This is a genomic window from Sphingomonas sp. NPDC079357 (assembly GCF_044901155.1).
Classification (GTDB): Bacteria; Pseudomonadota; Alphaproteobacteria; order Sphingomonadales; family Sphingomonadaceae; genus Sphingomonas.
Genome location: NZ_JBJDOM010000003.1, coordinates 222083 through 242785, shown reverse-complemented (window position 1 = coordinate 242785; position 20703 = coordinate 222083). Strand labels below are relative to the sequence as shown.

Annotated in this window: 21 protein-coding genes; 9 read left to right on the top strand and 12 right to left on the bottom strand. The window is 66.8% G+C overall.

Features of this window, described 5'->3' with window-relative positions; genetic code table 11:
• Genes ACI2JO_RS12810 through ACI2JO_RS12800 form a run of 3 tightly spaced genes read right to left on the bottom strand, consistent with a single transcriptional unit; the run spans position 1 to position 1482 of the window.
• The gene (locus ACI2JO_RS12810; protein WP_404721079.1) at positions 1–489 is read right to left on the bottom strand and encodes a hypothetical protein; all 489 of its coding nucleotides are present in this window, start codon (positions 487–489) and stop codon (positions 1–3) included.
• A gap of 15 nt (positions 490–504) precedes the next feature.
• A complete protein-coding gene (locus ACI2JO_RS12805; RefSeq protein WP_404721078.1) occupies positions 505–861 on the bottom strand; it encodes a GntR family transcriptional regulator in 357 nt (118 codons plus the stop codon).
• Positions 862–903: 42 nt separating this feature from the next.
• Positions 904–1482, bottom strand: coding sequence for a nitroreductase (locus ACI2JO_RS12800; protein ID WP_404721077.1), 579 nt, complete (start codon positions 1480–1482; stop codon positions 904–906).
• 130 nt (positions 1483–1612) lie between these two features.
• Here ACI2JO_RS12800 and ACI2JO_RS12795 point away from each other — a divergent pair, with 130 nt between their 5' ends.
• The 3 genes from ACI2JO_RS12795 to ACI2JO_RS12785 all read left to right on the top strand — a co-directional run bounded on the left by ACI2JO_RS12795 (position 1613) and on the right by ACI2JO_RS12785 (position 6297).
• Entirely contained in the window at positions 1613–3412 is a 1800-nt protein-coding gene (locus ACI2JO_RS12795) for a peptide MFS transporter (RefSeq protein WP_404721076.1), read from the top strand.
• Between the two features lie 108 nt (positions 3413–3520).
• The gene (locus ACI2JO_RS12790; protein ID WP_404721075.1) at positions 3521–5149 is read left to right on the top strand and encodes a long-chain-fatty-acid--CoA ligase; all 1629 of its coding nucleotides are present in this window, start codon (positions 3521–3523) and stop codon (positions 5147–5149) included.
• A 62-nt stretch (positions 5150–5211) separates the two neighbouring features.
• A complete protein-coding gene (locus ACI2JO_RS12785; RefSeq protein ID WP_404721074.1) occupies positions 5212–6297 on the top strand; it encodes a mechanosensitive ion channel family protein in 1086 nt (361 codons plus the stop codon).
• On the opposite strand, the gene ACI2JO_RS12780 is transcribed toward ACI2JO_RS12785, so the two are convergent.
• The 6 genes from ACI2JO_RS12780 to ACI2JO_RS12755 form a co-directional block, all read right to left on the bottom strand.
• The gene (locus ACI2JO_RS12780) at positions 6270–7424 is read right to left on the bottom strand and encodes a diguanylate cyclase (RefSeq protein WP_404721073.1); all 1155 of its coding nucleotides are present in this window, start codon (positions 7422–7424) and stop codon (positions 6270–6272) included. The two genes, ACI2JO_RS12785 and ACI2JO_RS12780, sit on opposite strands and share 28 nt — an antisense overlap.
• 90 nt (positions 7425–7514) lie before the next feature.
• Complete coding sequence (gene otsA / locus ACI2JO_RS12775) at positions 7515–8909, bottom strand: alpha,alpha-trehalose-phosphate synthase (UDP-forming) (RefSeq protein ID WP_404721072.1); 1395 nt, start codon at positions 8907–8909, stop codon at positions 7515–7517.
• A complete protein-coding gene (locus tag ACI2JO_RS12770) occupies positions 8906–10687 on the bottom strand; it encodes a glycoside hydrolase family 15 protein (protein ID WP_404721071.1) in 1782 nt (593 codons plus the stop codon). Before ACI2JO_RS12770 ends, otsA begins: the two co-directional genes overlap by 4 nt.
• Positions 10684–11427: a trehalose-phosphatase gene (gene otsB, locus ACI2JO_RS12765; RefSeq protein WP_404721070.1), complete on the bottom strand. Its 744-nt coding sequence runs from the start codon at positions 11425–11427 to the stop codon at positions 10684–10686. Before otsB ends, ACI2JO_RS12770 begins: the two co-directional genes overlap by 4 nt.
• 47 nt (positions 11428–11474) lie before the next feature.
• Positions 11475–11999, bottom strand: coding sequence for a hypothetical protein (locus ACI2JO_RS12760; protein WP_404721069.1), 525 nt, complete (start codon positions 11997–11999; stop codon positions 11475–11477).
• Between the two features lie 237 nt (positions 12000–12236).
• A complete protein-coding gene (locus tag ACI2JO_RS12755) occupies positions 12237–13298 on the bottom strand; it encodes an NAD(P)H-dependent flavin oxidoreductase (RefSeq protein ID WP_404721068.1) in 1062 nt (353 codons plus the stop codon).
• A gap of 159 nt (positions 13299–13457) precedes the next feature.
• Here ACI2JO_RS12755 and ACI2JO_RS12750 point away from each other — a divergent pair, with 159 nt between their 5' ends.
• The 4 genes from ACI2JO_RS12750 (at position 13458) to ACI2JO_RS12735 (ending at position 16382) form a co-directional block, all read left to right on the top strand.
• On the top strand, positions 13458–13592 hold the full coding sequence (locus ACI2JO_RS12750; protein ID WP_404721067.1) for a hypothetical protein: 135 nt from the start codon (positions 13458–13460) through the stop codon (positions 13590–13592).
• Positions 13593–13687: 95 nt separating this feature from the next.
• Positions 13688–14578: a UDP-2,3-diacylglucosamine diphosphatase gene (locus tag ACI2JO_RS12745; RefSeq protein WP_404721066.1), complete on the top strand. Its 891-nt coding sequence runs from the start codon at positions 13688–13690 to the stop codon at positions 14576–14578.
• Between the two features lie 4 nt (positions 14579–14582).
• Positions 14583–15605 carry a glycosyltransferase family 4 protein gene (locus ACI2JO_RS12740; RefSeq protein ID WP_404721152.1) on the top strand — a complete coding sequence of 341 codons (1023 nt, stop codon included), beginning with the start codon at positions 14583–14585 and terminating at the stop codon, positions 15603–15605.
• A gap of 99 nt (positions 15606–15704) precedes the next feature.
• Positions 15705–16382, top strand: coding sequence for a DUF1013 domain-containing protein (locus ACI2JO_RS12735; protein WP_028965061.1), 678 nt, complete (start codon positions 15705–15707; stop codon positions 16380–16382).
• 236 nt (positions 16383–16618) lie between these two features.
• Here ACI2JO_RS12735 and ACI2JO_RS12730 read toward each other — a convergent pair whose 3' ends face one another.
• The gene (locus tag ACI2JO_RS12730; RefSeq protein WP_404721065.1) at positions 16619–17524 is read right to left on the bottom strand and encodes a neutral zinc metallopeptidase; all 906 of its coding nucleotides are present in this window, start codon (positions 17522–17524) and stop codon (positions 16619–16621) included.
• Positions 17525–17648: 124 nt separating this feature from the next.
• On the opposite strand from ACI2JO_RS12730, the gene ACI2JO_RS12725 reads away from it, so the two are divergent.
• On the top strand, positions 17649–18434 hold the full coding sequence (locus tag ACI2JO_RS12725; protein WP_404721064.1) for a 3-hydroxybutyrate dehydrogenase: 786 nt from the start codon (positions 17649–17651) through the stop codon (positions 18432–18434).
• Positions 18431–19069 (top strand): DUF4893 domain-containing protein, encoded by a 639-nt coding sequence (locus ACI2JO_RS12720; protein ID WP_404721063.1) that lies wholly within the window; start codon positions 18431–18433, stop codon positions 19067–19069. Before ACI2JO_RS12725 ends, ACI2JO_RS12720 begins: the two co-directional genes overlap by 4 nt.
• A 6-nt stretch (positions 19070–19075) precedes the next feature.
• Here the strand turns inward: ACI2JO_RS12720 and ACI2JO_RS12715 are convergent, their stop codons facing one another.
• The gene (locus ACI2JO_RS12715; protein WP_404721062.1) at positions 19076–19702 is read right to left on the bottom strand and encodes a hypothetical protein; all 627 of its coding nucleotides are present in this window, start codon (positions 19700–19702) and stop codon (positions 19076–19078) included.
• A complete protein-coding gene (locus ACI2JO_RS12710; RefSeq protein WP_404721061.1) occupies positions 19695–20645 on the bottom strand; it encodes an aldo/keto reductase in 951 nt (316 codons plus the stop codon). The genes ACI2JO_RS12715 and ACI2JO_RS12710 overlap by 8 nt, the downstream gene beginning before the upstream one ends.
• Positions 20646–20703 lie beyond the last annotated feature (58 nt).

The following is a 20703-nucleotide window of genomic DNA, read 5'->3' as shown; positions in this document are numbered from 1 at the left end:
TCACTCCCCCGACGGACACCCGTTAACCGGTGCCGGCCCGGCCTTGTCCGGATACCAACGCGCCACGCGCCGGTCCTGATCGTAGAGGCACACCGCCGCGTCGCTACCGTCCGGCCGGATCGCGACCGCCCAGTTGTGCGGCCCGCAATTGTGCGGCTCGCACCCGAACGCGACCAGTTTCCCCTCGACCAGCGAGATCGGCGTCGCGGTCACGTCGCTGCCGAGCACCAGATCACGGACCTGCTTGTCGGGCACCACCGCCGCCACCGCCTCGCGCACTTGCGGCTGGCGCAGGAAGCTGGGTGCTGCCCCCTTCGGCTCGGTCGGATATTCGCCGACATAGGCCGACAGATCGGCTGTCGGCGTCGCCACCATACTAGGCGTCGGTGACGGCGTCGCAGCGCTGGGGGTCGACGTCGGCGCAGCAGGCTCACGCTGGCACCCGGCCAGCACGACGCCCAGCGTCAGCGGAAGAAGAAAGACACGCATCACCGGATCAAAGCGTCACGCCGGCGCGCGTTCCAGCAGCACCGCGACATCCAGATCGAGCAACGCGATCCGCTCGCGAATCCGCGGCCATTGCTGCGCGACGAAATCCTCGCGTTCCACGCTGCGCAGTCGCTCGGCCGCGCCGGGCAGCACGAACATGCCGACGCCGCGGCGTACCTCGACATAGCCATCGTCCTGAAAGCTCTGATACGCCTTCGCCACCGTCAACGGGTTTGCGCCATGTTCGGCGGCGAGCGCCCGAACCGAGGGAAGCTGGTCGCCCGCGCCGAACTCGCCGCGCAGGATCGCCGCCGCGATCGTGCTGCGCAGGCGGAGATAGACGGGCGAGTCGTCGTTGCTGAGCGCTGCCATGCTGCCTTAATACAGCATGGGGCTTTGGCTGTCGAGGCGCGCTCAGCCCTGCCAGTCGCTCCACAGCCGCGCCTCGTCGGGGCGCGGACGCTCGTCCAGCTCGCGGCCGGGCGTGCCGACGAACATGAACCCTGCAATCCGCTCCGGCGCTTGCCCGAACGCATCGCGCACCCGATCCGAAAAGGCGGGCCAGCCAGTCAGCCACCCGCCCGCAAACCCATGCGCATGAACCGCGTGGAGCAGATTCATGCACGCCGCCCCCGCCGATAATTCCTGCTCCCACAACGGGATGTGGCTCTCAGGTCGCGGGCTCGACAAAGCGACGACCAACGCGGGCGCCTGTCGCGCAAACTGCTCCATCGCGTCGATCTCGGCGCGTCCCGCGGCGGGACGGTCCGCGCGATAGGCGTCGACCAGCAGGGCGGCGAGCGCATCACGGCGATCATCGCCGACGATCACGAACCGCCACGGCGCCAGCTTGCCATGGTCGGGGGTGCGTCCGGCAATGCGGATCATCTCAACAAGTTGCGCATGATCGGGCCCCGGCGCGATCAGGTCGCGCGGCTTGCCCGAACGGCGCGTGGTCAACAGCGAAAGCGGCGAGGAAAGGTCGTTGAACATGACCCGACCGTGGATAGGCGATATGACAGGATATTTACAGCGCCGGCTTTGCCGTTAGTCTCCGGCGCAACCTTGTCCCCTCGCGACACGCCGCGGGGCGATGACTTATATTCTGGAGAGCTTGCCCCTCATGGTGGACACCCCAACCGCGGACAGCCCGCGCGAGCCGGATATCAGCCACGTCAATCCGGCCGAAGAAGCGACCTGGTTCGGCCACCCCCGCCAGCTCGCCCGGCTGTTCACGACCGAAATGTGGGAGCGGTTCGGCTTCTACGGCATGCGTGCGCTGCTCACGCTCTACCTGACGCAGCATTTCCTGTTCGGGGACCGGCAGGCGACCGGGCTGTACGGCGGCTATACCGCGCTGGTGTACCTCACCCCGCTGATCGGCGGCTATCTCGCCGATCAATATCTGGGCTCGAAGCGCGCGGTGAAGTTCGGCGCGGTGCTGATGGCGATCGGTTATTTCACGCTCTGCTTCGGCGGCGAGACCGCGAAGCCGTTCGCGACCGTCGACGGTCAGCGCTACGAGGTCGCGATCGAGAAGAACGCCCAGGGCGTCGAGACCCGCTACGTACTCGACGGCGCGAAGCGGCTGGCAATCAAGGGCAATGACGACGGTACCGTCGCGCTGCTCGGGGCCGACGGCCAGCCCGAGCGCACCGTCGCCAAGGGCGGGTTCCAGTCGGATGGCGAGCGCAGCCCGTTCTACGTGACCGTCATGCTGCTCGCACTTTGTCTGGTGTCGGTCGGCAACGGCTTCTTCAAGCCGAACATCTCGACGATGGTCGGCGAGCTGTATCCGGTCGGCGACCGCCGCCGTGATACCGGGTTCACGATCTTCTACATGGGGATCAACATCGGCTCGACGCTGTCGCAATTGCTGTGCCCGCTGCTCGCGACGATGGTCGGCTGGTGGGCCGGCTTCGGGCTCGCGGCGATTGGGATGCTCGCGTCATGGTCGCTGATCCAGTTCGATGGCGGCCGGCTTAACGGCTATGGCGAGTCGCCGGTACAGCCCGGCCAGCGCGACCGCGCGCTCGGGATCTATGCCGCCGCGCTGATCGGGGTGCCGGTCTTCTACCTGCTGTTCACCAACCTGATGAACGCGCCCGATCCGGTCGCGGGCGCCGGGCTGATCGGCTACATCATCGCACTGCCGCTGATGGGCAAATTGCTGTTCGGCACCTTCCTGATCGCGGTGCCCGGCATCCTGATCTGGTCGTTCAGCAACGGCTCGCGCGCCGAGTTCCAGATGATGCTCGCCGCGATGGTGCTGATCGTCTTCAACGTCGTGTTCTGGACGCTGTTCGAACAGGCCGGGTCGAGCCTGACGCTCTACGCCGACCGCAACACCGATCTGTCGATCTTTGGACTGTTCTCGCTGTCGGCGGGGCAGACGCAGTTCTTCAACGCCTTCTTCATCGTCGTCTTCGCGCCGATCATGGCGGCGATGTGGACGAAGCTGGCGGCGGCAGGACGCGAGCCCTCGATCCCGGTCAAGTTCGGCATCGCGCTGATGCTGGTCGGGTTCGGCTTCCTGTTCCTCGTCTTCGGCGGGCGGTTCGCGGGCACGGACTTCAAGGTCGCGATCTGGTGGCTCGCCGGTCTGTACCTGATCCACTCGGTCGCGGAACTGTGCATCTCGCCGGTCGGGCTGTCGATGATCACCAAGCTGTCGATCGCGCGGGTCGTCGGGCTGATGATGGGCGTGTGGTTCCTTTCGGTATCGGTGGCGCAATATGTCGCCGGGATCGTCGCGCAGGTCGCCAGCGTCGACACGGTCGGCGGACAGGTCACCAACCTCAAGGTCAGCCTCGACACCTATAACGGCGTGTTCTGGACGATCGGCCTCGCCGCCACCGCGATCGGGCTGCTGCTGATCGCGCTGTCGCCGGTGATCCGGAAGTGGATGCACGGCGTGCAGTGATCGACATCAATCGACACGCGACAAAAGCGCGGCCTTCTGGCAGCAATGAGGCGGCGACCCGGCAAGCGGGCGCCGCCTTTTTCGTAGGCGTAGCGGCGAGGAGTGCGGATGCCGGAAATGTTCGGATTGATGCAGGAGACGGCGTTGACCGTCGACGGCTTTCTCGATCACGGCGCGACCTGGCACGGCGACCGCGAGATCGTCTCACGCGAGGCGGACGGCAGCATCACCCGCACCAATTATCGTCAACTCCACCATATGGCGAAGCAGGTGTCCGACGCACTGCTCGCCGCTGGCATCGCGCGCGGCGACCGGGTCGCGACGCTCGGCTGGAACGGCGCGCGCCACATGGCGGCGTGGTACGGCACCACCAACATCGGTGCGGTGCTCCACACGCTCAACCCGCGGCTTTTCCCCGAACAGATCGGGTGGATCGCCGCGCATGCCGGCGACCGGCTGCTGCTCGCCGATCCCGCCTGCGCCGCGCTTGCCGCGCGACTGGTCCGCGACGTGCCGTCGATCGAGCAGGTCGTGTTCCTGTGCGACCGCGCCGCGCTACCGGCGACCGACTATCGGGCGGTTGCCTTCGATGACTGGATCGCACCGCACGCCGGCAGCGCGATATGGGGCGGGTTCGACGAGCGGCTGGCGTGCGGGCTCTGCTACACCTCCGGCACCACCGGCGATCCCAAGGGTGTGCTCTATTCGCACCGCTCCAATTACCTGCACACGATGATGGCGTTGCAGGCCGATGCGCTGGCGCTGACGCAGCGCGAGACGGTGCTGCTGGTGGTGCCGATGTACCACGCCAACGCCTGGGGGGTCGTCTATGCCGCGCCGGCCGCGGGCGCGAAGCTGGTGCTGCCCGGCGCGCGGATGGACGGGGAATCGCTCTACGAGCTGATCGAGCAGGAGGGCGTCACCTTCTCCGCAGCCGTCCCGACCGTCTGGCAGGGCTTGCTGCAATATCTGCGCGGCACCGGGCGCGGCTTCTCGACGCTCCACCGCGTCGTGATCGGCGGCGCTGCGCCCCCGCCCGCGCTGATCCGCGCCTTCCAGGACGATTACGGCGTCGAGGTTGTGCAGGGCTGGGGGATGACCGAGACGTCGCCGCTCGCCACCCTCTCCTCACCCACCGCCGAGGTGCTGGCGCAGCCCTATGACGAGCAGGTGCGGCGCAAGGCGATGCAGGGCCGCTTGCAGGTCGGGCTCGATTTCCGGCTGGTCAACGACGCGGGCGCGCCGCTGCCGCACGATGGCCAGACCGCCGGGCGGCTGCTGATCCGCGGCGCGACGATCACCAGCGGCTATTTCCGCGACGACACGCCCGTCCTCGACGCCGACGGCTTCTTCGACACCGGCGACGTCGCGACGATCGACCCGGCCGGCTACATGCACATCACCGACCGCGCCAAGGACATCGTGAAATCGGGCGGCGAGTGGATCAGCTCGATCGAGATCGAAAATATCGCCAGCGCGCACCCGGCGGTGGCGATCGCGGCGGTGATCGGGGTCGCGCATCCGAAATGGGACGAGCGCCCGATCCTGCTGGTCCAGCCCGCGCCGGGACACACCCCCGACAAGGCGGACGTGCTCGCGTTCCTCGATGGCAAGATCGCCCGCTGGTGGATGCCCGACGACGTGCTGGTGGTCGACACGATCCCGCTCGGCGCGACGGGCAAGATCGACAAGAAACTGCTCCGAAGGCAGTTCGCGGATTATCGCCTGCCCGGATAAGCCGGAACACCCGCCCCCGCCACCTCGTTACGCCCCCGACCACCGGTAACGTGAGAGAAGCAATGGCGGACGGGATCAAGGCCGCGCGCGGCTGGCTGCACGATCTGCCCGGCTGGCTGTCCGACATCTTCTATGTGGTAGCGGCGCTGGCACTGGCGCTGGTGCTCCACCGCATCGTCATCTGGGTCGCGCGCCGCGCCACCGCCGCGCGCCCCGACAGCGCCAGCGCGCTGTTCGTCGAGCGGATCCGCAAGCTGCTGCGCTGGCTGATGCTCGCGATCGCGCTGGCGGCGGTGCAGCCCGCGCTCGACCTGACGCGCGGCCAGGCGACCCTGTGGGCGCGGCTCGCCGCGCTGCTGGTGCCCGGCCTGATGGGCTGGTGCGCGATTGTCGCGGTCGGGACTGTCACCGACGTGATGATCCGCCATGCCGACATCAGCGTCGCCGACAATCTGCGCGCGCGCCGCCGCCGCACGCGGCTAAGCATCTTCCAGCGGATCATCATCTCGGTCATCATGCTGGTGACGATCTGCACGATGCTGATGACGATCCCCAGCGTCCGCAGCCTCGGCGTCACGCTCGCAGCGTCGGCCGGCCTCGCCGGCCTCGCGGTCGGTGCCGCGGCGCAGCCGGCGCTCAAGAACCTGATCGCCGGCTTCCAGATGATCTTCACCGAGCCGATCCGCATCGACGACGTCGTCATCATCGACAACGAATGGGGGCGGATCGAGGAGATCCGGCTGACCTATGTCGTCGTCAAGATCTGGGACGAGCGGCGGCTGGTCGTCCCCGTCTCCAAGTTCCTCGAACAGAGCTTCCAGAACTGGACGCGCCAGTCGAGCGCGTTGCTGGGCAGCGTCTTCTGGTACGTCGACGCGGACGCCGATGTCGAGGCGCTGCGGGCAAAACTGGGCGAGATCGTCACCGCCAACCCGCGCTGGGACGGCCGCTTCTGGAACCTGCAGGTCACCGACGTGAAACCGGACGGCTCGGTGGAAATCCGCGGCCTCATGACCGCCAAGGACGCCTCGACCGCCTTCGACCTGCGCTGCGACGTGCGCGAGGCATTGCTGGCGCACATCCGCGCCGAACAGCCCGGCGCGCTGCTCCGCCGCCGCGCCTATGTCGCGCTGGAGAACGGCGGGTAGATACGGTCGCGCCCGGCCTGCTTGGCCTCATAGGCCTGGCGGTCGGCGCGATCGAGCAGCGTCACCAGCGTGTCACGCGGGCGCAGCTTCGCGATCCCGCCGCTCACCGTCACACGCGGCAGCCCGGCGCCGAGCCGCGTCACCGCCATCCGGATCTCCTCCGCGACCTGTCCGGCCTCGCGCAAGCCGGCGCAGCCCAGCAGCGCGACGAATTCCTCGCCGCCCAGCCGCGCCACCAGCGCATCCCGCGGCACCGTCTGGATCAGCACCTGCCCGACCGCCTGCAACACGGCGTCGCCGGTCGCATGGCCGAACCGGTCGTTGATCTGCTTGAAGTGATCGAGATCGAGCATGATCGCCGCCATCTCGCGCCCCTCGCGGCGCGACGCGGCGATCAGCGCGTTCGCGCGCCGCTCGAACCCGCGGCGGTTGGCGACGCACGTCAGCATGTCGGTTTCGGATTCGGCGCGCGTCGAGCGCAGCACCGCGCGCACGATCATCAGCAGCACCGCCAGCGCACTGGCGATCGTCAGCAACCCGCCCAGCGCCTGCGAGAACAGCGCATAGTTGCTCGCCGCATAATCGCGCATCGTCGTCCCCGAACCGAAGGCGGCGGCGAAGAACGGCTTGATCATGAAGTGGCTCGCGGTGATCGCGAAGATGATGCCGAGCGCCGTCCACCACGGATCGCGCTGTTCACGCACCGCGCGGATCGCCATCATCGTGCACAGCAGCAGCATCGAATAATAGGGGAACTGATAGACGAAGCCGTAGCCGATCGTGTTGCGCGCGCCATCATCGAGCAACACCCGCCCGAACAGCGCCATGATCGCGATCGCTGCGGCCGCCCGCGACGGCGGCTGCCCGCTCAATCGTGCCACGCCCTGCGTGAAGCACAGCATCGACAGGACGAGCGCCAGGTAGCTGGACGCCGTGAACGCGATCGGCATTGCCGTGAACCGGACGCCCAGCTCACTCAGCGGCGCGAACAGTCCAATCGCATAGGTGGCGCAGAACCAGCCGCTCGCCCGCTGTTGCGGATAGGACGCGCGAACGACCGCGAAGGTAGCCGCGAACAGCACCGCGACGCACGCATTCACGATTAACGCATAAACCGCACCACTCACGCACGTTCCACCTTGATTCGAAGGTAGCAGCCCGTGCAACGAAGATACAGCTGCAGCAATCGGAACACGTGAACTAACGCAAGTTTATTTTCATCCAGATGCCTCGGCAGCCACCCTGCTCCGCTCCAGCGCGGTGAGGAAGGTCTGCGCCCACCAGGTGACGTCCTGCTCCTGCACCCCGGCCATCAGTTTTTCCCAGCGCCGCACGCGTTCCTCGCGCGGCATCCTGAGCGCCTGATAGATTGCGTCGGACACTTCCTCCGCGCTGTAGGGATTGACCAGCAGCGCGTCGGCCATCTGCTCGGCGGAGCCCGCGAAACGCGACAGCACCAGCACGCCGGGGTCCTCGGGGTCCTGCGCGGCGACATATTCCTTGGCGACCAGATTCATCCCGTCGCGCAGCGGCGTCACCAGCCCGATCTTGGCCGCGCGGTAGATGCCGGCGAGATGATCGCGTGGATAGCCCTGGTTGACGTAGCGGATCGGCACCCAGTCGACATCGGCATAGGCGCCGTTGATCCGCCCCGACAATCCTTCAAGCGACTGGCGGATACGCTGATAGCTTTCGACCGACACGCGGCTGGGCGGCGCGATCTGGAGCAGGAACACTTCCTTTCGCTCCTCGGGATGCTCGTTGAGGAAGCGCTCATAGCCGAGAAAGCGCTCCTCCAGCCCCTTGGAATAATCGAGCCGGTCGACCCCGACGATCATGTCGCGGCCATCGGCGCTGTCGCGCATCCGCCGATAGGCGAGCCGCGCCGGCACGCTCTTCGACATCTCCGCGAACTCGACCGCGTCGATCCCGATCGGGCACGCGATCAGCTCGACCTCCCGGTCGCCCAGCCGCGCGGTATTGTTCTCGATCGTCGCGCCCATGTCGTGGCGTGCGAAATCGCAGAACGATTCGAGCCATTCCTCGGTATGGAAGCCGATCAGGTCATAGGCGAACAGCGACTCGACCAGTTCGCGCGCATTGGGCAGCGTCCCCAGCAACCGGCGCGGCGGCCACGGAATGTGCAGGAAGAAGCCGATCCGGTTGGTGCAGCCGCGCGCGCGCAATTCGGCGCCCAGCGGGAACATGTGATAGTCCTGGATCCAGATCACATCGTCCGGTTCGATCAGCGGGCGGACGGTGTCGGCGAAGCGCTGGTTGGTTCGCTTGTATCCGCCCGCGAAGTCGCGCTCATATTCGGCGAGATCGATGCGATAATGGAACAGCGGCCACAGCGTCCGGTTGGCGTAGCCGTCGTAATATTCCTGGACGTCCTGCTCTTCGAGATCGACTGTCGCGGTCGTCACGCCCTGGTTGCGCTGGAAATTGATATGGCCGTTGAACTGGTCGGTCTGCTCCCCCGACCAGCCGAACCACATGCCGCCGCGATCGCGCAGCGCGGCGGCAAGCGCGACCGCCAGCCCTCCCTGTGCGCCAGCGGTCGAGCCCTTGGGCGCGGTGACGCGGTTGGAGATGACGATCAGGCGATTCAACGGATACTACTCCACGGTTTACTGAGCATGGCGGCGCAGTTGATCATCCCGACCAACGAATAGGTCTGCGGATAATTTCCCCACAATTCACCGCTTTGCGGATCGATGTCCTCCGACAGCAGCCCGGCGGCGGTGCAGCGCGACAGCATTTCCTCGAACAGCGCGCGCGCCTCGTCGCTGCGTCCGGTCAGGAACAACGCCTCGATCAGCCAGAAGGTGCAGACGTTGAACGCCGTCTCGGGCAGACCGAAATCATCCTCGGTATCGTAACGCAGCATCGTCGAGCCGCGCCGCAGCCCCTTCTCGATCGCTACCAACGTGTCGAGGAAGCGCGGATCGTCCGCTTCCAGAAAGCGCAGGTCGAGCAATTGCAGCACGCTGGCGTCGAGGTCGTCACCCGCGAAGGTCGCCGACATCCGCCGCGTATCCTCGCGCCACGCCGCGCTCTCGATCCGCTCCCGGATCACCTGCGCGCGCTCCGACCACAAGGCCTTGCGCTCGGGCAGTTTCAGCCGCTCGGCGGCGTTCGCCAGCCGGTCGCATGCCGCCCAGCACATCGCGCTCGAATAGGTATGGACGCTCTGCCGCGTGCGCAGCTCCCACAGGCCAGCATCGGGCTGGTCGTAATAGGCCCAGGCCCGCTCGCCGACCCTCTCCAGCGCCTCGAAATCCTCGATCCCGCTCTTGCGGAACAGCCGGTCGTCGAAGAACGCGTGCACCGAACACAGCACGATCTGGCCATAGGCGTCGTGCTGGATCTGCTCGGCGGCCTGATTGCCGACGCGCACCGGCCCCATCCCGCGATAGCCCTTCAGCGACTCCTCGATCCGCTCCGGCAGCTGCGCCTCACCCAGCACGCCGTACAGCGGCTGGATATGCCCGCCACGCGCGCCGTCGACGATGTTGCGGAGATAGCCGAGATAGCCCTCCAGCACGTCGAGCGCGCCGAGCCGGTTGAGCGCCTGTACCGTGTAGTAAGCGTCGCGAATCCAGCAGAAGCGATAGTCCCAGTTGCGCTGCGACCCGGCATGTTCGGGCACGGACGTGGTCAGCGCGGCGACGATCGCGCCGGTTTCCTCGTGCTGGCAGAGTTTCAGCGTGATCGCGCAGCGGATCACCACTTCCTGCCATTCCAGCGGCACCGCCAGCCCGCGCACCCAGCCCTGCCATTCCTGCGTGGTGCGATACAGCATCAGGTCGACGGTGCTGGCGAGATCGCCCTGGAAGCTCTCGTCCGGCCCGAGGAAGAAGTGCAGCGGGCGTTCGACGCGGAAGGCATGTTCGCCCTGCACCATCGCGATCGGCGCGGTGGTGGTCAGCCGCAGCGCGATCGTGTCCATCAATAACCGCAGATGGTTCGACCCGCCGATCTGCTCGCGGCATCCCCCGCCCCAGCCGCAGGTCGGGCGCAGCGCGATGCGAACACGCGGGCTGCCCGCGATCGGCCGCACGATCCGCGCAAACGCGACCGGACGATAGGTGCGTCCTTCGCGCTGAAAGCGCGGGCAGAAATCGATCACCTCGATCGCGCCGCCGTGGGAGTCGCGATGCGTGGTGACGAGGATCGGCGTGTTGCGGATATATTCCTGCTCGATCGACACGCTGTCTTCGAGGCAGATCCCCCAATAGCCGGCGTCTGGCTCTTCACCGCCCAGCAGCGCCGAGAAGAGCGGATCGCCGTCGACGCGCGGCACGCAGCCCCAGACGAACCGTCCCTCGCGATCGACCAGCGCACTTACCTGGCAATTGCCGATCGGCCACAGATCCAGCGTCGTCATGTCTTCTCCCTGCATGCGGCATCAAGCCACGCGAGCACGTCGGCGACGCCCTCGACCCGGTAGGTGGCGGCGGTGTCGCGCGCCGGGCCGACCAGCACGCCCGCGCCACCCAGTGCGGCGGCAGCGGCGAAGCCGGCCTCGTCGGTCACGTCGTCCCCCACAAACACAGGAACCGTGCGCTGCCGTAACGGTTCCCGCATCAGCAACTCGACCGCCGCGCCCTTGTCGCGCCCGGCCATGCGCAGCTCGACCACCATCTTGCCGTGCTGAAGGTGGAGATCGTGAACCATGGCGAGCCGCTCGGCGAGCGCGGTCATCGCTTCGCCCGCCTCGGGCGCGCCGCGGAAATGCAGCCCGACGCCGAATGGCTTGTCCTCGATCAGCGTGCCCGGATGATCGGCGGCGAACGCCTGCGCCTCGACCAGCGCGGCGTCGAGCGCGGCCGACCGGTCCGGCGCGGTGATGCTGCCGTCCGGTGCGGCGACCTCAAGTCCATGGCTGCCCGCGATTGGCGGGACGGCGGGGGCGATCAACGCGCTGATCTCATGGACCGGACGCCCGCTGACGATCGCGACGCCACCGGGCAGCGCGGTGCCGAGCCGTTCGAGCAAGGCCGCCAGCCCGTCCGAAACCGCCACCCCGTCCGGCGTCTCGGCGATCTCGACCAGCGTTCCATCGAAGTCGAGGAACAGGCTGGCGTCGGTCAACAGCGAGGACGGTGGTGGCGCGAGGTCGGTCATGCACGCTCAAACCCGGCGCGCACGATTTCGATGCATGCGCGCAACGATTACCCGGTCGCGGCGACGCGCACCAACGCGCCCGACTGCCAGCGATCGTACGCAGTGAAGAAATTGGTGAACGGCGCTTCCAGAACCGGCAACCGCTGTGCCGCGAACGTAGGTATTTCCGCCGCCGTAATGGTCCCGACGGTCGCCAAAGCGTCACGGGCGGCGGCGCAGAATCCGGCGTGCGCGAAATCCTGCGCGAAGAAATTGTACAGCCGCGTCATCTGATCGTCGAACGCATCCTCCCACTGCGTGCCCCGCGTGGCGCGATATTCCTGCTGCAAGGCGCTCTGCGCTGCGGCCAGCTCGGCCTTCCGCGTGGTCAGCATCGCATTGTATTCATTGACCATCACCGCCTGATCCGGCCCATGACACGCCAGCACCGCGACGTTCAGCGCGGCGCGCAGATGCCAGACGTTCCCCGCCGCCGACAGCCCGACGTTCGGCGTCGCCCACCGCCCGTCGGACAGCCGCGCCGGTATCCGCATCCCCGCCCGCGCGCCCGCCGGCATCGGCGCAAGCGTCATCTTTACAACGGGTTGCGGCGGAGGCGCCGGCGCTGGAGGCGGTGTGCGCGAGCACGCGGCCGCAAGAAGCGACCCCGCCCCGACGGCGAACAGGCGCAAGCGCATCGTAAAACCCCTTTTCGAACGCGACCTTGCAGCGATCCCATCGCGGACCGGCCAGCGAAAGAGTCGAGCCGCCACGCCGTGCGTCAGACGGGGCAAGGCGAGTCGACGCCGCCGCTCCGTGCAGTCGCTCTCCTAACCTGCCCGCTTTTCAAACGCCTGCGCCGCTTCCGCCAGCAACGCGGCGATGATGTCGGCGATCGGCTCTTCCTTCGTCACCATCCCGACCGACTGCCCGGCCATGACGCTGCCATGCTCGACATCGCCGTCGATCACCGCGCGGCGCAGCGCGCCGGCCCAATAATGCTCGATCTGCAACTGCGCCTCGGTCATCGCGACGCTGCCCTCGTCAAGCGCCTGCGCCACCTCGCGCTGACGCGTCGTAAACAACTCACCGCCCGCGTTTTTCAGCGCGCGGACCGGGATCACCGGCAGGCGCGGATCGAGTTGCACGCTCGCCACCGCGTCGCGGGCCGAGGCGCGGATGAACGCCTTCTTGAAGTTCGGATGCGCGATGCTCTCGCTCGCACAGACGAAGCGCGTGCCGAGCTGAACGCCCGCCGCGCCCATATCGAGATAGCCCGCGATCGCCTCGCCGCGCCCGATCCCGCCCGCGACGAACACCGGCACGACTTCAGACAGTTCCGGCAACATTTCCTGCGCAAGCACGCTGGTCGATACCGGGCCGATATGCCCGCCGGCCTCCATCCCCTCGATCACCAAAGCGTCGACGCCCGATCGGACCAGCTTTTTGGCCAGCGCCAGCGTCGGCGCAAAACAGATCACCTTCGCTCCGCTTGCCTTGATTGCCTCCAGCGAACCCTTGGGCGGCAGCCCGCCAGCCAGCACGACATGCCCGACGTGGTGACGGGCACAGACGTCGATCAGCGCGGTCAGGTCGGGGTGCATGGTGATCAGGTTCACGCCGAATGGCTTGTCGGTCATCGCCTTCGTCGCAGCGATCTCGGCATCGAGCAGCGCCGGCGTCATCGCCCCGCACGCGATCACCCCGAAACCACCCGCGTTCGACATCGCGGAAACCAGGTGCCGCTCCGAAACCCACGACATCGCCCCGGCCATGATCGCCACCTCGCTGCCGAGGAAGTGGGCGCCGCGTTCCATGCGCACGGCGAGCCGCTTCTCACCGGTGGTCGAAGCGGAAACGGCCGGCGTCGCGGCGGTCAGTGTATCGGTCATCATCCCTGACTAGGCGGGCCGTTCAGCGGTGGCAACATAGCCAGTCGATCACTGCGGCTGCAATCGTTCGCAGTAATCGAAAATATACGCGGAAAACGGCAGCGATCCGTACTTTTCCGCGCGCCCCGGACGTGTCACCTTTCCGTCATAAGAATGAGGATGAGGATCCTGAAAATGACTGCCGGCTATAATTTCTCGACCCGTCGCCGCTTCGCTACCTTGGCCGGACTGATCGTCGGAAGCTGGGGCGTCATCGCGGTGACAATCGACGCGATGGTGCGGCTGACGCACTGACCCGGAATCGTCACTGATCGGCCATGTCACCGTCACTGCGGAGAGACAGGCGCGTCATATGAAGGCGGCATAAGGGCGGCGAGGGAGAGCCGCTCATGCCGCCGATCGCCGCCACGCCCGCGCCCGTGTCTGGGCATATCGCAGACGTCACCGATCTGTTCGACTTCGCGCACTCGCGCCCACATCGGCCGGAGGAGCCGGTCGGGGAGCGCCGTCGCTATCGCACGATCTGGATCAGCGACGTCCATCTCGGCACGCGCGGCTGTAACGCGGACATGCTGATCGACTTCCTCGACCATGTCGACAGCGACACCATGTTTCTGGTCGGTGACATCGTCGACGGCTGGCAGCTCAAGAAGCGCTTCTACTGGCCCGCTGCGCACAATGACGTGATCTGGCGGCTGATGAAGCGCGCGCGGCGGGGTACGCGGATGATCTACATTCCCGGCAACCACGACGAGATGTTCCGCCAGTTCGCGGGGCTGGATTTCGGCGGGATCAAGATCCGGCGCAAGGCGGTCCACGAAACCGCCGACGGGCGCCGCCTGCTGGTGCTCCACGGGGACGAGTTCGACGCGATCACCCTGTCGCATCGCTGGCTCGCGCATGTCGGCGACGCCGCCTACACCGCGCTGATGACGCTCAACCGCGCGGTCAGCGCCGTGCGTCGCAAGTTCGGGATGCCATACTGGTCGCTGAGCAAGCACGCCAAGGCCAAGGTGAAGAATGCGGTGGCGTTCATCTCGCGCTTCGAGGAAATCGTCGCCGAGGCGGCGGGTAGCCGCGGCGTCGATGGCGTCGTCTGCGGGCACATCCACACCGCCGAGATGCGCGATATCGCCGGGATCGCCTATTACAACGACGGCGACTGGGTGGAGGGGTGCAACGCGTTGGTCGAGCATTTCGACGGCACGATGGAAATCCTCAACTGGGGCGAAGAGATCGCGCGCCGCGAAGCGCTCCCCGTCACCGCGCTTGCCGCCTGACGTGATGCGGATCGCGATCGTCACGGATGCCTGGGCACCGCAGGTCAACGGGGTGGTCCGCACGCTGGAGAACGTCGTCGCCGAACTGCGTAGCAATGGGAATGAAATTCTGGTCGTCTCGCCGGCGGATGCGCCGTCGATCCCTTGCCCGACCTATCCCGAGATCCGGTTGGCGCTGATGCCACCCGCAACGATCGGGCGACGCATCACCCGCTTCGGCGCGGAGGCGGTGCATATCGCCACCGAGGGGCCATTGGGGGTCGCGGCGCGGCGCTGGTGTCTGTCGCACAGGTTGCCGTTCACCACTGCCTATCACACGCAATTTCCCGACTATGTCGCGGCGCGGACCGGCGCCAATCCGGAGTGGATCTGGCGCTACGTCCGCTGGTTTCATACCCCTGCCGCCGCGGTGCTTGCCTCAACCCCGACGATCGAGCGCGCGCTGAACGCGCATGGCCTGACCCGCATCCGCCGCTGGGGCCGCGGTGTCGCGCCGCTCTTCCGTGCCGATGGCGAGCGCAATGCTGCAATGTCCGCGCTGCCAGGCCCGGTGCTGCTCCATGTCGGACGCGTAGCGGTCGAGAAGAACATCGCCGCCTTCCTCGCCGCCGATGTGCCCGGCACGAAAGTGGTGGTCGGCGACGGCCCGGCACGCGCGGCGCTCGAACGCCAGTACCCCGACGCGATCTTCCTCGGCGCCTTGTTCGGGGAAGCGCTTGCCGCCGCCTATCGCGCCGCCGATGTGCTGGTCTTCCCCAGCCGCACCGACACATTCGGGCTGGTGATGATCGAGGCGCTGGCATGCGGCACACCGGTCGCGGCCTTTCCGGTTGCGGGACCGGTTGACGTCCTCACCCCCGAAACGGGCGCGATGGACCACACCCTGCCCGCGGCAATCGCCCGCGCGCTCACGCTGGACCGCGCCGCCTGCGCCTCGGCGGGTGCGGGTTTCACCTGGCCGGCGAGCGCGCGGCAGTTTCTGGACGCTCTTCAGCCTTTCGGACACACACTCGCGCAGGCGGCGTGAGCGCGCGCTTGCCCTAAGGCGCGCCACGCACTAAGTCCCTTTGCAACAGGCGGCCGCTCCGGGAAGGGGCGGCCCTTTGCATTTATGGAGACTGTCCGCATGGCCCAGCCGCTCATGCCCCACGCGACCGCCTCGTGGCTCGTCGACAATACCGCGCTGTCCTTCGAGCAGATCGCCGACTTCTGCGGGCTGCACATCCTTGAGGTGCAGGCGATCGCCGACGACACCGCCGCGACCAAGCTGACCGGGCGCGATCCGGTCCGCGCGCACGAGCTGACGCAGGAAGAGATCGACAAGGCGCAGGCCAACCCGAACTATCGTATGACGATGACCAAGGGCCCGGACCAGGTGCGCCGCACCAAGGGGCCGCGCTACACGCCGGTCAGCAAGCGGCAGGACAAGCCCGACGGCATCGCGTGGATCATCCGCAACCACCCGGAAATCTCTGACGGCGCGATCAGCAACCTGATTGGCACCACCCGCACGACGATCGCGGCGATCCGCGACCGCAGCCACTGGAACATCGGCAACATCACGCCGAAGGACCCTGTGACGCTGGGTCTGACCACGCAGCGCGAGCTGGATGCCGCGGTCAACAAGGCAGCAAAGGCGGCCGGCATCGAGCAGGCGCCGACCGACACCCGCCTGGACGGCGACCGCGAGGCGCTGATTGCGTCGCTGCGCGCCCAGCGTGAGCAGGCCGCCCGCGACGCGGAGAATGGTGTCGAGAGCGACGCTCCAGCGCGCCCGGCGTTCGAGGACCCGTTCCGCCGCTGATCTGAGCGGCAACGTTATGTCTCTGTGATGCCGGACTTGGTCCGGGACTCCGCCTCTCTCGACGCTAGCGCCAGAAGCGGGCTCCCGAATAAAGTCCGGCGACGGCCATAATCGTCATTGTGAGCGTAGCGACACAATCCAGGGCGTCCTGATCCGACGCTGGGTTGCTTCGTCCCGCTCGCAATGACGAGGGCGCGCCCCCGGGGTGAGCGACGTTTCGCTCACCCCGAAGTGGCTCAAATCGCCCCGGAGAAGGTGTCGCACACCCCCGGGTTGCCGTTGCTCTCGATCCCGCGCCGCAGCCATGCCTGCCGCTGCGCCGACGTGCCATGCGTAAAGCTGTCCGGCACCACACGGCCCTGCGCCTGCCGCTGCAGCGTATCGTCACCGATCGCCTGCGCGGCGCGCATCCCTTCTTCGACGTCGCCCGGATCGAGCCGATCACGGTTCATCGACGCCCAAACGCCAGCATAGCAATCTGCCTGCAATTCCAGCCGCACCGACAGCGCATTGCCCTCCGCTTCGCTGGCGCGTCGCTGCGCCTGCTGTACTTCCGTCGAGGTACCCAGCAGATTCTGGATATGATGGCCGAACTCATGCGCAATCACATAATATTGCGCAAAGTCACCACCAGCCTTGTACTTGTTGGCCAGCTCATCGAAAAAGCTGGTGTCGAGATAGATGCCGCGGTCGGTCGGGCAATAGAACGGCCCCATCGCCGACATTGCCGCGCCACAGCCCGACTGGCCGCTGCCGCTGAAGAATTGCAGCTTCGGCGGACTGAACTGCTGGTTCTGGCTCGCGAAAATCTTTTCCCACGTATTCTGAGCGTTGCTAAACGCCCGGCACGTATCGCGGCGGGCGGTCGAGGCGTCGCAGACCTGTTGCACCGTTTCTCGTGACGGCGCGCTCACCTGCGGCGAGGTGCCGCTGCCCCCACCCAGCAACCCACCGAGATTGCCGAGCCCGCCGAACACCGCGAGCAGCAGCAACACCACCACGATCCCGCCGCATCCGAAGCGGCTGCCGATCATCGGCAGCAGACCCAGCAGAAATCCCCCGCCGCCCCCGCCGCCAAGGCCGCCGCCGCCGCCGCGCGCCTCGCCGACGTTGATGTCATTGTCATAATCGTCGAGCCGCATGCACGCCTCCCCTGCAAAGGCAATCGTTACCGTTGCGGCATGAATGCGTGCACCCCGCTGCGGGTTGCAACCGCCGCGCCGCTCGCCGATTGATAAGCGAAACTCAGGTGTGAAAGGCCCGGCAATGTTCCTGAACGGCAAGAGCGCGATCGTCACCGGATCGACCTCGGGCATCGGATTGGCAGTGGCGCGGGCACTGGCCGAAGCGGGCGCACACGTGATGCTCAACGGCTTCGGCGATGAAAACGCCATTGAGGAAGCGCGCGCCAGCGTCGCCGCGCTCGGTCCCGGTGACGTGTTGTACGATGCGGGCGACGCCGGCGATCCCGCCGCGATTGCTGCGCTGGTGGCGCGCGCGCACGAGGCGTGGGGCGGCCCTGACATCATCGTTAACAATGCCGGTATCCAGCACGTTTGCGGCGTCGCCGATTTCCCGCCCGAAAAGTGGGACGCGATCATCGCGCTCAATCTCACCGGTCCGTTTCACATGATGCGCGCTGCGGTTCCGCACATGCGCGCGCGCGGATGGGGGCGGATCATCTCGACCGCCTCGGCGCACAGCCTGGTCGCCAGCCCTAACAAGTCCGCCTACGTCGCCGCGAAACACGGGCTGGTCGGGCTGACCAAGACCGTCGCGCTGGAAACCGCCCCGCAAGGGATCACCGCCAATTGCATTTCGCCCGGCTATGTCTGGACGCCGCTGGTCGAACAGCAGATCCCGGACACGATGAAGGCGCGCGGGCTGACCCGTGAACAGGTGATCGACGACGTGCTGCTCGCCGCGCAGCCGACGAAGGAGTTCGTCACCCCGGAACAGGTCGCGGCGCTGGCGCTGTTCCTGTGCCGTGACGAGGCGAAGGCGATCACCGGTGCGAACCTGTCGGTCGACGGCGGCTGGACCGCAGCGTGAGGCGCATCGCTGGCGCGCTGCTCCTCTGCCTTGTCGAATGTGGCGCACGGCCAGCGCCCGCGGTTGCTGCACCGGCTTCACCTGGCGCATTGGCCGCCGCCCCGGACTGGCGACGGCTTGCCACCCCCGGCGATCGGGATCGGCTACGCCGCTGGTATCAAGCGTGGACGCAGGCGTTGACGCAGGCACGCCCGGAGGCCGCCGCCGATCTCAACGCAGAGGGATCGCTGTTCACGATCGACGCAGCGCTTGCCGATCCGATGCCGCCTGCAGGCCTCTATCGTTGCCGCACGTTCAAGCTGGGACGGAAGGGGGCAGCGGGCGCCAGCTTCACCGCTTACGGATGGTTCGATTGCCGGATCACGCGCGCGACCGACGGCGCGGTGCAAGTGATCAAGCTGACCGGTTCGCAACGACAGGTCGGATCACTCTATCCGGCCGATCCGACCCGCGCGGCGTTCCTCGGGACGCTGTTGCTCGGGGATGAATCACGCGCCTATGGCTATGGCACGGACAGCACGCGCGATCTTGCCGGCTGGATGGAGCGGATCGGCCCACGGCGCTGGCGGCTCGCGATGCCCTATCCGGCATTCGAATCCACGCTCGACGTGCTGGAACTGGTACCAGGCGACTGATCGGGATTATTCCCGCTTTCCCGGCGTACTCACCGGCGCATCGACCGGCACCACGCCGTCGATCGACGGCAACGTCGTCAGATAGTCTTTCCCGGTCCGTTCGACGATCGTCACCGCCTGCGGCTGCGCGGCGATCACTGCGCGCAGGTAACCGCTCGGCTTTTTCATCAGCTTGGGAAAATCGACGATGGCGAGACCCGATCGCCGCGCCGCCTCGCGCACGAAGGTCACGCAATTGCGCTTGTTGAGATTATAGGTCGCATCCCCGGTCCGCTCGTCCCAATCCCGGATCAGCGCGACGATCGCTCCATATTGTGCGTCGGTCAGCGTCCGCGAGAAACGCACATGGCTATCCGCCATATAACCGGGCTTGGGACGCTCCACCCGCCCTGCGACATTGCCGAACAGGATCGCCGGCGTCACCGATCGGGCGGTAAATCCATATGCGGCATTCACCGACGCCCCGCCCGCATCGGGCGTGCCACGCAGCATGAAGAAGGCGTGTGGGAAGCTGTTGCCGAAATCACGGCTCCAAAAGGAGATTGTCACCGCCGCCTGTGCCGGCCATGCCGCGAACGCGACCAGCAGCAGCGTCAGCCGCCCCAACCAGCGTCGCAGCCGCCGGTCAGGCACCTGCGATGGTCAGTCGTTGGAGCTGATCGTCACTCAGCCGGATGGCCGTCGCGCCGAGCAGCTCTTCTACCTGTACTGGCGAGGTGGCACTTGCGATCGGCGCGGTGACGCCCGGCTGCGCGATCAACCACGCCAACGCGATCTGTGCCAGCGTTGCACCACTCTCCGCAGCGACCGCATCCAGCGCGTCGAGCACCGCGGTGCCCTTCCCCTCGAGCAAGTCACCCATTCGTGCGCCACGCACGCTTTTCGAAAGGTCGTCCCGCGTTCGGTACTTGCCGGTCAGGAACCCCGAGGCCAGTCCGTAATAAGGGACGACACCGATATTCTCGGTGACGCAGTAATCCTGCAGTTCACCCTCGAACTTGTGACGGCTGACCAGATTATATTCGGGTTGCAACACCTGATAGTGCGGCAACGCCGCCGACCGCGCCGTCTCGATGGCAGACTTGAGCCGAGCGGCGTGGAAATTGGACGCGCCCAGCACGCGCACCTTGCCGGCCTGCACCAGCGTCGCGAATGCCTCAGCGACAACCTCCTGCGACTGAACCTCATCGTCCTGATGCGCGAAGTAAAGATCGATCCGATCGGTTCCAAGCCGCGTCAGCGACTCCTCGCAGGCCGCAACGATCCGTGTCGGCGCCAGCTTCTCGCCGCCCTCACCCGGCAGCATCCCGACCTTGGTGGCGATCAGCACGCGGTCGCGCGTTCCGCGCGCGCGCAGCCACTCACCAATCATCGTCTCGGACTCGCCGCCGTGGTGACCGTCCACCCACGCGGAATAGACATCGGCGGTGTCGATCATCGTCCCGCCACCCGCGACGAACGCATCAAGCACCGCGAAGGCCGACTCACGATCCGCAGTCCAGCCGAAGACGTTTCCGCCCAACACCAACGGCATGATCCGCAATTCGGATGCGCCGAGACGCCGCTTTTCGGTCATTACGTTCTTTCGGCCAGAGAAACCGCCGCGGCTGCGATCAGCCGCGGCGAGAGACGCA